Below are 13044 nucleotides of genomic sequence, written 5' to 3'. Positions count from 1 at the left end.
CACGTCTGTCCACACGGTACCCTCCAAAACGTGGATGCCCGGGACAAGCCCGGGCATGACGATGTGGAGGCATTTGCGCCCAACAATGACGGCGCTACGTCGCCTTCTTCGCGAACGTCGCCTTGAGATTGTCGAACAGCTCCACCTTCACGCCGTTGCGGCGCATGATGAAGCTCTGCTGGAGCACCGAGAGCGTGTTGTTCCAGGCCCAGTAGATCACGAGACCCGCCGGGAAGCCCGCCAGCATGAAGGTGAAGATCAGCGGCATCCAGTTGAAGATCAGCTGCTGGGTCGGATCCGGCGGCGTCGGGTTCAGCTTCATCTGGAACCACATCGTGATGCCCATGATGATCGGCCAGATGCCGAGCGCGAGGTAGTGGCCGAACACCGGAATCGTCGTCGGATCGAACGGGATCAGGCCGAACAGGGTGAAGAGGTTGGTCGGATCGGGCGCGGAGAGGTCCTTGATCCAGCCAAAGAACGGCGCGTGCCGCATCTCGATGGTGACGAACAGCACCTTGTAGAGCGAGAAGAACACCGGGATCTGGATCACCACGGGAAGACAGCCGGCGACCGGATTGATCTTCTCCTTGCGGTAGATCTCCATCATCTCCTGCTGCTGCTTCACCTTGTCGTCGGGAAAGCGCTCCTTCAGCGCCTGAAGCTGCGGCTGGACCGACTTCATCTTCGCCATCGAGGCGTAGGACTTGTTGGCCAGCGGGAAGAACAGCAGCTTGACGATCACGGTGACGAGCAGGATCGAGATGCCGAAATTGCCGAAGAAACGGTAGAAGAAGTCGAGGCCGAGGAACATCGGCTTGGTGATGAAGTAGAACCAGCCCCAGTCGATCAGCAGATCGAAATGGTTGAGGCCGAGCTCCTTGTTGTAGCCGCCGAGGCCGGCGAACGGGAACACGCCGACGACGCCGGCTTCCTTGGCGCCGGCGAACAGCCGCGCGTTCGCGGTCGCGGTGCCGCCGATCGCGACGGTGACGGGGTCGAGCAGATAATCAGTCTGGTAGGTGTGGACGTTGCCGACCGGGTTCGACGAGAAACGCGCCTGAAGCTGGGCACTGGTGTCCGGCAGCAGCGCCGAAGCCCAGTACTTGTCGGTGATGCCGAGCCAGCCATTGGTGGCCTTGAAGTTCACCGCCTTGGCTTCGTCGATCTTCTTGTAGGCGTATTCCTGCAAGCCATCGAGATAGCCGATCAGGCCTTCATGCAGGATGTAATAGCCGGAGACCTGCGGCGTGCCGTGGCGCGAGATCAGCGCGAACGGGTAGAGCGTAACAGGCGCGTTGCCGACATTGCTCACCTCGTCCTTGAGCGTGAAGAGATAATGGTCGTCGACCGCGATGGTGCGGCGGAAGGTGAGGCCCTCGCCATTGTCCCACTTCAGCACCACCGGCGTCGTCGGCGTCAGGCTGCCGTTGCCGTCCTGCTGCCAGAGGGTCTGGGCGTCCGGCAGCTTGGCCGTCACGCCCGTCGCCGGCACCCAGCCGAACTCGGCGTAATAGGGTTCTGCGGTGCCCGAGGGCGAATAGAGGATGATCGGCGGCGACTTCGGGTCGACCGTTTCGCGGTATTGCACCAGCGCGATGTCGTCGATGCGGCCGCCCTTCAGCGAGATGCTGCCGGCAAGCCGCGGCGTGTCGATCTTCACGCGCGGGCTGGCTGCAATCGCGCTTTCGCGGGAAACGACCGGCTGGGCCTGGTTCGCGGCCGGTGTTGCCGGCTGGGCCGCGCTGCCGGGCTGCGGCGCGGCGCCCGGCGTTGCGGAGGCCGTCGGCTGCGGCGTGTTCTTCTGGAGCTCGGCCTGCGCCTGCTGCTGGGCGCGCTGCTTCTCCATCGCCGGCACGTTGTAGAAATATTGCCAGGCGATCAGGACGAGGCCCGACAGAATGACGGCGAGGATGGTATTGCGATTGTCGGTCATCACTATTGTCTCGTCATCAATCCGGTTTGCGGCTGGTCGCAGGAGCGGGGCCGGGCCTTGAGCCGTCGGTTCTTGGGCCGCGTCCCTTGTGCGTATGCCGCGCAGGCTTCGTGAACGCTATGCGCAGATCGTCGAGCATGGTGGCGAAGTCGCGCGAGAGCGCGTCCCTTCGGCCGACCAGTACATAGTCATGATGGGACTGCATCGACACCGGATCGAGCCGCTTCGCCAATTCGCGAAGCCGGCGCCGGATGCGATTGCGCTGGGGGGCGTTGCCGTTCTTTTTGGTAACGGTGAAGCCGATCCGGATCGGGCCGCTGTCGTCGCGGCGGCGGCTTTGCAGGACGAACGCGGGACTATTCGCCCGCGCGCCATTGGCAACGGCGAGGAAATCCGCTCGCTGCCTCAGCCGATCCATGATGAAATCCCAAAAATGGGGGTCCGGCTCAGGCGCTCAGACGCTTGCGGCCGCGGGCGCGGCGGGCGGCGAGAACCTTGCGGCCGCCGGCAGTGGCGAGACGGGCACGGAAGCCGTGACGGCGCTTGCGCACCAGTTTGCTGGGTTGATAAGTCCGCTTCACGGGTTTTTCTCCGCTGACCGGGCAATTTGCCTGTAGAATTGATGATAAAGTCCGGAAGATGCGGCCCAAAACGGGCCCTTTTCGGCCCCAAGAGAGCCGCTCCCGGCGTGCGCACCGGGTCATCGCGGACAATTTGCGCGGCTTATATGCGAGCGTCTTCTTTTCGTCAACGTCGCAAGAGCGCGCTGTTCCGGTGAATATCACTGTTTGTGCGGGGTTTTTAACCCTTGAGGTGGCGACTCGCGATATCAGAGCTTACATCCCACCTTGAGAGATTAGCGATCCGTAATTTGACCGGCCCCCGGCCGGGTCGCATCCTTCATCAGCCAGGCTCTATTACAAAGCCAACAGGGGCGAACTTCGTGGCAGCGACAGACCTCCAGCCGGTCCATGATACGGATCAGCCGGGCCAGCCGGCGATGCGGCCGCGTGGGCCCAGCGGGCTCGGGCTATCCGGCAAGCTGCTGCTGCTCACCGTCCCCCTGGTGATGATCGCCGCCGTCCTGCTCTACGTGCCCGCCATCGCCAACTTCTGGGTCAACCGGCTCAATGACCGCGTCGCGGCGGCCAACACCGCCGCGCTGGTGCTCGACGCCGCCCCGCTCGGCATGGTCCCCGAGTCGCTGTCGCGCGAGATCCTGAAAAGCATCAATGCCCGTGCCGTCGCCATCAAGATGGGGCAGCAGCGACGGCTGCTCGCCAGCGACAACCTTCCCACGGCCATCGAGCATGACATCGACCTGCGCGACATGACGGTGTGGGAGGCGATCACCGGCTCGTTCCGGATGATGCTGGAGACCGGCAACCAGGCCATCCGCATCGTCGGGCCCGGCGTCGGCAACGCCCAGTTCATCGAGATCGTGACCGATGAGCTGCCGCTGCGGCAGCAGATGTATCGCTTCTCCCGCAACGTCGTGGTGGTCGCGCTGATCATCGCGGTGCTGACCGCGGGCCTCGTCTATCTCGTGCTGCATTATCTCTTCGTGCGCCCGATGCGGCGGCTGACCGCGAGCCTGGTCGGCTTCCACGAAAACCCCGAAAGCTCGGCGCGGATCATCGTGCCGAGCCAGCGCAGCGATGAAATAGGCGTCGCCGAGCGCGAATTGTCGGACATGCAGCGCGACCTGATGTCGATGCTGCATCAGAAGAGCCGGCTTGCCGCCCTCGGCCTCGCCGTCTCCAAGATCAACCACGATCTGCGCAATCTGCTCGCGTCGGCCCAGCTTCTGTCCGACCAGCTCGCCAGCGTGCCGGATCCGCGGGTGCAGCGTTTTGCGCCGAAGCTGGTGCGCTCGCTCGAGCGCGCCATCGCCTTCTGCCAGTCGACGCTGTCCTACGGCCGCGCCCAGGAAGCGGCGCCCGACCGCCGCATGATCATGATCGAGCCTGTGGTGCTGGAGGTGCGCGAAACCGCGGGCCTCGCCAGCGACGCCTCGATCGCCTGGGTGGCCGCGATCGAGCGCGGGCTCGCGGTCGATGCCGATCCCGACCAGCTCTTCCGCGTGCTGCTCAACCTCGTCCGCAACGCCGCCCAGGCGCTGGAAAGCCATTCGTCGGGCGACGGCGGCGCCCAGCAGATCCGGATCACGGGAAAGCGCGAAGGTGCCGTCGCCATCCTGGAGGTCTCCGACACCGGCCCCGGCGTCCCCCAGAAGACCCGGGACCATCTGTTCGAGGCGTTCCAGACCTCCGGCCGCCCCGGCGGCAGCGGGCTTGGCTTGGCGATCGCCGCCGAACTGGTCCGCGCCCATGGCGGCGAGATCCATCTGGTCGAGGGCACCATCGGCGCCACCTTCCGGATCGTCATCCCCGATCGCCCCGTGGAACTCCTCTCCATCCGCAACGAGCGGCAGAGGGCGTAGTCGGCCAGAGGCCGAGCCGGGAAATCGTCACCTCCCTGTAAAATCTCCCCTTCCCGGACCTTGCCAATCGAGGCAAGAGCGGTTAGTCAGAGCGCTCTTTCGCACCCCTCCGGCGCTGTCTGGAGGCTGCCTGCGGGCTCAGCCCGCACTGTTTGCGAAAAACGCGCCCGTAGCTCAGCTGGATAGAGCATCAGACTACGAATCTGAGGGTCGGACGTTCGAATCGTTCCGGGCGCGCCATTCCGCTACAAAACTGGGCACTCCAAAACCTCCCATTTCTGCGCCGGGCGAGATCATCGCGCCGCTGCTCATGTTCGTCACCGCGTAAGCCTGGAGCTGGTGACGGCCTTTCCGGCCGGCCTCGGCGGAGCGAAAAATCGCGTGGCATCGCCGAATGTGCGGCCGGTGCGCTTGGTCGGCCGCAGCGTCATGGCACCACGGCGAAGCAGTGGTTCCCGTCTTTATCGGCCGTGTGGCGCCGGTTAGATTGAGGACTCGCCAGAGACGCCTGGACATGTCGGTGAATATGGAGATGACCCATGAAGCTCGCGCATGACGGAATCCAGCTGTCCTTCGACATTGCCGGCGCGGGACCGCTTCAATTCCTGTTCGTCCATGGCCTCGGCGGGGATCGCACGCATTTTGCGCCGCAGATGGAGTATTTCGCCAGTCAAGGTCGGGCATTGAATGCCGAGCTGCGCGGGCATGGTGAGAGCGACAAGCCGCAACAGGCGTATTCGATCGAAAGCTTCGCCGATGATCTCGTCTTTCTGTGCAACCGACAGCAGATCACAAAGCCGATCATCGTGGGTCAAAGCATGGGTGGCAACATGGCGCTCGAAATCGCCGCCCGCTATCCGGACTTTCCTGCAGGCCTGGTGCTGCTCGACTCAGGGGTGCTCTTCCCTGCCTCGGCAGGGACGGTGTTCGCCGGGTATCTGGAGGGCTTAAGGGGCGCGAATTTTGCGGACGAGGTACGGAAAATCGTAGCGGACTCCTGTCTGCCGACCGACAGATGCCGCGCCCATGTTGAACAGACCTTTCTGGCGACGCCACAGCACGTGCTGGTGTCCACGTTTACAAGTCTGTTTCCCTGGGATGTGCATCGGGCGCGTGAATGCGCCCAGGCGTGCCGGGTCCCGGTGCTCTACATCGAAGCGGCCCATCGGCTCGCGGATCTGGATCGTTTTGCGGAGCTGTGCCCGCAGCTGGTCACGGCCAAGGCCGTCGGCTCCGGACATTTCCTGTCGCTGGAGGTGCCGGAGCAGATCAACCCGATGATCGACCGGTTTATCTCGCTCTACGTGCGAAGACCCGGGTAAGCTTCGCCTTCGGCCGTGACGCGCCGCGACCGGCGTCCGTCGGGAAGCCACAATGCGCTGCCGGGCAAGGACGAAACCCTTTGCCGGCCGGGCGAAGCCGGCCGGAAACAAACCGGGCCTAACCTCCCCGGAGCTTTCCCGTCCAACCCGATTCAAGGGAGGATTTTATGAAAGCAGCGCTCTTGGTCCTGTCGCTTCTTGGCCAGCCCACGATTCCGATTTCAGACCGTGTGCCCATCTTCAATGTGGAAGCCCTTTGCCGGGACGTTTCCGCCGACGACAAGGCCTCAGGGCTCACCCTGGCGCAGGACGCCGGCGAGTGCGTGCGTGACGAGACAATTGCGCAGCAACAGCTGAGCTCGACCTGGCTGACTGTTCCGGGCCCCGCGCGCGATAGTTGCGAAGGCGAGGCTGCTGCAGAGGGAATAGAAAGCTATGTCGATCTGCTCACCTGCCTGCAGATGGCAGGCTGGGCGAATCCGACTCCGCCGCCGAAGCCCCCGCTCAGGGGAGCGAGCAAGATGCGGAACGCCAAGAATGAGCTGCGGAACGAATTGAAGAATTAGCTGCGCAGGTGACAATGGGGACGAGAAGACGGCGGAGCAGCTTCTTGGCAGGTCGCGTATCATAGCGTGCGCGTTCGCCGGCAGCGGGGTCCTGCGAGCGATGCGACGAAGTTCCGGGCGCCGGGTGGCGGTCGCCATCAATGATGGGCCGACACGCCCTTGATGCATTGGGTCAACAGATCAACGCTGGCGAATTGGCTGACATCGCCCAGGCTGATCATGCCGACCATCCGCCTGCTCTTGTTGATCACGGGCAGCCTGCGGATTTTCAGCGTCTCCATGTGATGCACGGCTTTCGCCAGATCGTCGTCTTCCCGGCAGCAATGGATGCCTTCGGTCATCACGTCCCGCGCCGTCATGCGCGCGGCGTTGAAGTTCTTGCTCGCGAGGCCTTTGCAGACGATGTCGCGATCGGTCACCATCCCGATCAGATGGTCGTCATCGCCGATCGGAATGCAGCCGATGTCGTGCCCTTGCATCAACTTCGCGATCTCGGTGATCGGGGTGTCCGGGCTGACCCAATCGACACCCTTGTGCATCACGTCCTTGACCTTCATGGAGGACCTCCGTTGCGAACGCAGCCCCCGTGACGCGATTATACTACGAACCGGGCGCGACCGCACGCGCGCCGCGACGAAGGCGCAGGAAAAATCATCCCGCTGCCATGCTGCGTCAACCGTGCGTGCTGAAGCGTCCATGCGGCGCACTGGCCGTCAGCCGTTCGAACTGTGCATGCGTCAGGTGAAGCAGCGTCTCATGGTCGCCGGCTTCGATATAGATCTCGGGCTGCGCCCGGATGCTGTCATCGACGATGAGATCGAGCCCGTAGCATCGGCCTACCGCCGGAACGGCTCCATGCGCGCAGTCCGCGAACAGCCTGTTGATCTCGGTTTCGTTCGCCATCACGAGATCCGCGCCGAGCTTCTCCTTCAAGTCCGGCAAGTTGAGACGGTGCGATGCCGGAACGATCGCGAGCATATAGCCGCCGTCATGGCGCAGCACGACGGCCTTGGCGAAACGATCGCCCGAGACGTGGCAGGCCTGCGCCGTGCGCGCGGATGACATGGTGAAAACGTGCGGGATCTCGACATACTGGATGTTCTCGGCAGCCAGGTATCGGTGGAGCGTGGGGGCAATGGTCATAGCGTAGCCTTTCGGATGGATATGCGAGCCATCCATCGTGAGGCTGCCCCGCCGCACGATGGGCGGCCGCGTGATTGCCGGATGCCAGCATAGGCCTCGCGCTCGAATGCGGCAATCGAGTCGGGGGTTCAGATCGTTCCGGGCGCGCCTTTCCGCTTCGTTTGCCGCCGATCGATTGTGGCTTTTGCTGCGCTTCTCGTGTCTTACGGGATCCTTGCCACAACGTTGGGCCGGTTCTCCCTGAGCCACGCGACGGCCTCGGGTCCATCGACGACGCACGCGAAGGTTTCCCAGGTCGGGTCCTCCAGGGACTCCGATTGCAGTCGCTTCGCCGCATACTCGACGAGATCGTGCAAGCCCTCGTATCCTCGTCGGTGCTCGAGGGACTCTGCAATCGCCGTGCTGGTCCAGCCTCGTCGGGCCAGATCGACAATGCTCGGAGCGTCAGCCTCGCTGAACCAAGGTGTGGCATCGAACTCGATGCAGCGGACATTATCGGCGGTGTGGCAAGTGGCGTGGATCATGGGATTCCTCCGTTCGCCGGCTAGGTTTCACATCGCTGCCTCGCACGCGCTCAGACTTTGACCAGGTCCCCCAGCAGGTTCGCCGCCACCGTCAGCTTGGCAAGCGTCAGGCCGCTGGCCGCAATCTCCTCGACCGAGCGGCGGATGCGCGCCGCTTCGGGGTGAGCCGCGAGCCAGGTCTCGACGGCCTGCTGGCCGGACTGGCCGGTTGCCAGCATATCCGCGGCCAGTCTTCGTTCGGCGCCGGCGATCTGCTCGACGGCGCGATCGACCGCCATGCGTTCGAAATAATCATTTGCCGGCAAGCTGCGCGCGGCGGCGATGATGCGGTCGAGACGGAAATTGGCTTCCGCAGCGAAGAAGGTTGCGGCAGCATCGCCGATGGCGCGGGAGGTGCGCTCGGCGACCGTCACGATATCGGGTGCCGCGATCAGAGGGTCGAGATCGGCGAGCTCACCGGCGAGGCCGGCCGGGACGCCGGCATCGGTGAGCTCCTGGCGCCGCTTGCCGCGCGCGGCCTGCAGGTCCGGCGGCAGGGTGGTGTCGAGGGAGGCCGCGATCTCGCGGATACCCGGGCCAAAACGTCCGATCACCGCCTCGAGGCCGTCCTTGAAATCGACATTGCGCACGTACCAGACCATGCGGGAAATCAGGAGGTCCTGGACCGTCGCGTAGAGGCCGAGCTGCACCTGCCCGTCGATGCGGGTGTCGAGCGCGTCGATCGCGTCATTGAGCCGCCTGAGCTCGTAGATCGCGTCCACCGCCACCTGCGCCATGACGATGGTGGAGATATCGGCGTCGGTCTCGTCGGTCAGGCGCACGATACACGCCGGGCCGCCGCGGTTGATCACGGCATTGACGAGACTGGTCGCGATGATCTCGCGTCGCAGGCGATGGAGCTCGACCGCGGCCGGGAATCTATCGGGAACCTCGCGCGGAAAATACAGGGACAGTCTGCGGGCGAGATAAGGATCATCAGGCACGCTGGTGAGGAGCAGGTCCTCGTAGAGCGTCAGCTTGGCGTAGGCGAGCAGCACGGCAAGCTCGGGCCGTGTCAGGGCCTGGCCGCGCCGTGTACGCTCGGTGAGCGCTGCGTCGTCGGGCAGGAACTCCACGGCGCGGCTGAGCAGGCCGCGCTGCTCGAGCGACTGCATCAGGCGGGTGAGGAAGCCGGTCTCGGCCACGCCCTTGCGCTCGGCGAGCGAGAGCGCCAGCGTCTGCAGATAGTTGTTGCGCAGCACCAGCGTGCCGACCTCGTCGGTCATCGCGGCCAGCAGGCTGTTGCGATCGGCGAAGCTGAGGCGGCCCTCGCGCTCGGGGCGCGCCAGCGCGACCTTGATATTGACCTCGACGTCGGAGGTGTTGACGCCGGCCGAATTGTCGATGGCGTCGGTGTTGAGCTTGACGCCCTTCTGCGCCGCTTCGATGCGGCCGCGCTGGGTGACGCCGAGATTGGCGCCCTCGCCGATCACCCGGGCGCGAACGTCAGTGCCTGCGATGCGGATCGGATCGTTGGCACGGTCGCCGGCCTGATCGTCGCTCTCTGCAGATGCGCGGATATAGGTGCCGATGCCGCCAAACCACAGCAGGTCCGTGCGCGCTTTCAGGATCGCCGTCATCACCTCGAACGGCGTGGCCTGCTCCTTGTCGAGATCGAGCAGGCTGCGGACTTCCGGTGCGAGCGGGATCGCCTTGAGCGTGCGCGAGAACACGCCGCCGCCCTGCGAGATCAGCGACTTGTTGTAGTCCTGCCAGCTCGATCGCGGCAGGTCGAACAGACGCTTGCGCTCGGCGAAGCTGGTCGAAGGGTCGGGGGAGGGATCGATGAAGATGTCGCGGTGATCGAACGCCGCCACGAGCCTTGTCGCCGGCGAGAGCAGCATGCCATTGCCGAAGACGTCGCCGGACATGTCGCCGACGCCGGCAGCCGTGAACGGCATGGTCTGAATGTCGGTGCCGAGCTCGCGGAAGTGGCGCTTGACCGCCTCCCAGGCGCCGCGCGCCGTGATCCCCATCTTCTTGTGGTCGTAGCCCTGGCTGCCGCCGGAGGCGAAGGCGTCGCCGAGCCAATGGTTCTTCTCGGCCGAGATCGCGTTGGCGACATCGGAGAAGGTGGCGGTGCCCTTGTCGGCGGCGACCACGAGGTAGGGGTCGTCGCCGTCATGGCGCACAGTGGAATCGGGCGGCACGACGGCGTCGCCGTCGAGATTGTCGGTGAGCTCGAGCAGCGAGCGCACGAAGATGCGATAGGCCTCGGTGCCTTCCGCGAGCCAGGCGTCGCGATTGGACGGCGGCGGCAGCCGCTTGGGCACGAAACCGCCCTTGGCGCCGACCGGCACGATCACGGCGTTCTTGACCTGCTGCGCCTTCACGAGACCCAGGATCTCGGTGCGGAAATCCTGCGGCCGGTCGGACCAGCGCAAGCCGCCGCGCGCGACCTTGCCGAAGCGCAGGTGAATGCCTTCGACCCGCGGCGAGGAGACGAAGATCTCGTAGAGAGGCCGCGGCGCCGGCAAATCGTCGATCCGCCGCGCGTCGAACTTGAAGGAGATGACCGGACGCGGATGTCCATCGTCGCCGATCTGCCACAGATTGGTGCGGATGGTTGACTGCACCAGATTGGTGAAGCGGCGCAGGATGCGGTCTTCATCGAGCGAGGCGACGGATTTGAGCTGCTCCTCGATCTCGGCAAGGAGTGCCGTCTCGCGCGCCGAACGCTCGCGATCGGTAAGCACGAGGCGTGGATCGAGGCGGGTCTGGAACAGTGCGACGAGGGTGGCCGTGATCGCGGCGTTCTTGCGCAAGGTCTCCCACATGTAATCCTGGGTGAACGGAGCGCGGATCTGGTGCAGATAGCGCGACAGCGCCCGGATCGTCGAGACCTCGCGCCAGCCCAGCGCGGTGCGCAGGATCAGGGCGTTGTATCCGTCGGATTCGGCGCGATCTGTGACCACCGCCATGATCGAGGCTTCCAGGCGATGGCTGAATTCCGGATTGATCTCGATCGGCTGGCCGTCGCTGGTCTCGATCGTCATCTCATGCAGCCAGACCGGCTCCGGCCTGTTGCCGGGCACGATCTGATAGGTGCGTTCGTCGACCACGCGCAGGCCGTGATTTTCGATCACCGGCACGCGATAGGACAGCGATAGCGGTGCGGCGTCGGAGAACACCTTCAGGCCGAAGCGCCTGGGATCGTCCTCGCCCTTGTCGCGGTGCACCGAAATCGTCACCGGGCGGGCCGGCGTCAGCCTTTCGATGGTGGCGATGTCGGCGATGGCCTGCTCCGCCGTGAAAACCTCGGTATAGCCGCCGCTAAAGGCCTGGGCATAACGATTGGCGATCATGCGCGCCCGCATGCCGTCGGTCGACGCGGTGAGCGCGGCCTTCAGCTTGTCGGTCCAGGTCGCGGCAATGGCGCTGATGCCGGCTTCGAGCGCGGCGCGCTCGACGACGGGCGTTTTGCCTTCATAGCGCCCGATGATGAAGTGGACGCGCGCAAGTGCGCCCTCAGGGAACGATACGTAGGACGCCGACAGGGTCCCCTTGTAGACCTGCGACAGGAAGGCTCCGACCCGCGTGCGGACGTCGGTGTCGTATTTGTCGCGCGGAATGAAGGTGAGAATGGAGACGAAGCGATCGAACTTGTCGACCCGCGCCAGCGCCCGGACGCGCGGGCGCTCGTAGAGGATCAGGACCTCGATGACGAAATTGTAGAGCGTGTCGACGTCGATCTGGAACAGCTCGTCACGCGGATAATCTTCCAGGATATGCATGAGCGCCTTGCCCGAATGGCCGTTCGGGTCGAAGCCGGCGCGCTGCAGCACCCGCGAAACCTTGTGGCGCACATAAGGGATCTGCCGCACCGAGCGGGTATAGGCGCCGGAGGTAAACAGGCCGACGACGCGCAATTCGCCCTCGAGCCGGCCGTCGGGTGCATAGAGCTTGATCCCCACATAATCCATCCGGATGCGCCGATGGACGAGGCTTGAGACATTGGCCTTGATGACGATCAGCAGGGTCGGCTCGTGCATGAACTCGCGGATTTCCGACGTCATCACCACCATTTCGTTGCCGCGTCGCAGGACCTTCACGTCGGGATCGCGCAGGATGCCGAGGCCTTCGCCGCTGGTGATGTCGTCGGACGCATCGCTGTCGGGCGAGAAGCGATATTCGCGCACGCCGAGGAAAGTGAAATTGTCCGCGCAGAGCCATTGCAGGAACTGACTGGCCTCGGCGACCTCGTCGATCGGCAGCGGCGGCGGATTGGAAGCGAACGTCTTGATTGCTTCCTCGACGCGGTCACGCATGGCGCGCCAGTCGGTGACGCAGGCGCGGACGTTGTTCAACGCCCTGGTCAGTCCGTCGATCAGCTTCTGGCGATCGGCGTCGGCGTCCAGGCGGGTGATGTGGAGGTGGATCAGGCTTTCGCGCGCGCCTCTTGCGCCCTCCGGCAGTGCCTCGCCGTAGAACCGCAGCAGCTTGCCCTCGGCATCGCGCTCCACGGCGATGATCGGGTGGGCGACGAGGGTGACTTCGATGCCCTGCTCGGCGAGCTCCGCCATCGTGGAGTCGTACAGGAAAGGCATGTTGTCGTTGAGAATCTCGAGCACGGAAATCTCGCGCCCGTTCGGCAACGTCGGATTGACCACGCGGATATCGGCGCTGCCCGACGTGCGCCGCTGCACATGCTCCCAGGCTTGCTCCGCCAGGACGGCGAGCGAGGCGGCGTCGTAATTGTCGAGATCCTCGATATTGCTGTAGCCGAACAAGGGCTCGGCAAAGGCCCGCGGGCTCTTGCCCGGCGGCACGCTGCCTGCTGCATCGCGGATCAGGGTTGCCCGGGCCTTGTCGTCACGCCACGCCATCATGTCCTCCATTTGCCGCGCCGTCCGACCGCAGTCGCGATCCTCAGCCTAATTCTGGAGTGCATCTCGTCGAGCGCCGCGATCGCGTGGATAGGCAAGATCCCCGGTCTCGTGCGTCGGCAGCTTCCGACGACAATACTACGATCCCGGAGCGAAAGGCGCACGCTGTTGTGAGGCGTGCCGGAATTTCCGACAGTGGCTGGCGAGGCCGCCGAATCATCGAGGTGAGAAAATTACGAGCAATT

10 protein-coding genes and 1 tRNA gene are annotated in these 13044 nt (G+C 64.5%); 4 read left to right on the top strand and 7 right to left on the bottom strand.

Annotated features, from left to right (window positions below):
- Positions 1–94: 94 nt before the first annotated feature.
- Genes yidC through rpmH form a run of 3 tightly spaced genes read right to left on the bottom strand, consistent with a single transcriptional unit; the run spans position 95 to position 2517 of the window.
- The gene (gene yidC / locus AB7245_RS42875; protein ID WP_085399982.1) at positions 95–1936 is read right to left on the bottom strand and encodes a membrane protein insertase YidC; all 1842 of its coding nucleotides are present in this window, start codon (positions 1934–1936) and stop codon (positions 95–97) included.
- Positions 1937–1952: 16 nt separating this feature from the next.
- Positions 1953–2354, bottom strand: coding sequence for a ribonuclease P protein component (gene rnpA / locus AB7245_RS42870; RefSeq protein WP_439035666.1), 402 nt, complete (start codon positions 2352–2354; stop codon positions 1953–1955).
- Positions 2355–2382: 28 nt separating this feature from the next.
- Positions 2383–2517 carry a 50S ribosomal protein L34 gene (gene rpmH, locus AB7245_RS42865; protein WP_008542748.1) on the bottom strand — a complete coding sequence of 45 codons (135 nt, stop codon included), beginning with the start codon at positions 2515–2517 and terminating at the stop codon, positions 2383–2385.
- A 362-nt stretch (positions 2518–2879) separates the two neighbouring features.
- Here rpmH and AB7245_RS42860 point away from each other — a divergent pair, with 362 nt between their 5' ends.
- The 4 genes from AB7245_RS42860 (at position 2880) to AB7245_RS42845 (ending at position 6267) form a co-directional block, all read left to right on the top strand.
- Positions 2880–4379 (top strand): ATP-binding protein, encoded by a 1500-nt coding sequence (locus AB7245_RS42860; RefSeq protein ID WP_094183985.1) that lies wholly within the window; start codon positions 2880–2882, stop codon positions 4377–4379.
- A gap of 163 nt (positions 4380–4542) precedes the next feature.
- Positions 4543–4619: transfer RNA gene (locus tag AB7245_RS42855), tRNA-Arg, on the top strand.
- 299 nt (positions 4620–4918) lie between these two features.
- Positions 4919–5701 carry an alpha/beta fold hydrolase gene (locus tag AB7245_RS42850; RefSeq protein WP_085399985.1) on the top strand — a complete coding sequence of 261 codons (783 nt, stop codon included), beginning with the start codon at positions 4919–4921 and terminating at the stop codon, positions 5699–5701.
- Positions 5702–5868: 167 nt separating this feature from the next.
- The gene (locus tag AB7245_RS42845) at positions 5869–6267 is read left to right on the top strand and encodes a hypothetical protein (RefSeq protein ID WP_085399987.1); all 399 of its coding nucleotides are present in this window, start codon (positions 5869–5871) and stop codon (positions 6265–6267) included.
- A gap of 137 nt (positions 6268–6404) precedes the next feature.
- Here AB7245_RS42845 and AB7245_RS42840 read toward each other — a convergent pair whose 3' ends face one another.
- From AB7245_RS42840 to AB7245_RS42825, 4 genes are all read right to left on the bottom strand, one after another.
- Positions 6405–6824, bottom strand: a complete 420-nt coding sequence (locus AB7245_RS42840) for a CBS domain-containing protein (RefSeq protein WP_085399989.1) — start codon at positions 6822–6824, stop codon at positions 6405–6407.
- 115 nt (positions 6825–6939) lie between these two features.
- Positions 6940–7410 carry an aminoacyl-tRNA deacylase gene (locus AB7245_RS42835; RefSeq protein WP_085400052.1) on the bottom strand — a complete coding sequence of 157 codons (471 nt, stop codon included), beginning with the start codon at positions 7408–7410 and terminating at the stop codon, positions 6940–6942.
- A 203-nt stretch (positions 7411–7613) separates the two neighbouring features.
- Positions 7614–7934 carry a hypothetical protein gene (locus AB7245_RS42830; protein ID WP_063979802.1) on the bottom strand — a complete coding sequence of 107 codons (321 nt, stop codon included), beginning with the start codon at positions 7932–7934 and terminating at the stop codon, positions 7614–7616.
- Positions 7935–7984: 50 nt separating this feature from the next.
- Positions 7985–12811 carry an NAD-glutamate dehydrogenase gene (locus AB7245_RS42825; protein ID WP_439035665.1) on the bottom strand — a complete coding sequence of 1609 codons (4827 nt, stop codon included), beginning with the start codon at positions 12809–12811 and terminating at the stop codon, positions 7985–7987.
- Positions 12812–13044 lie beyond the last annotated feature (233 nt).

Origin of the sequence: Bradyrhizobium sp. 604_D8_N2_3, assembly GCF_051810765.1 — a bacterium.
Taxonomy (GTDB): Bacteria; Pseudomonadota; Alphaproteobacteria; order Rhizobiales; family Xanthobacteraceae; genus Bradyrhizobium; species Bradyrhizobium barranii.
The sequence above is the reverse complement of the archived record's forward strand: the minus strand, read 5'-3'. Positions and strand labels throughout refer to the sequence as shown.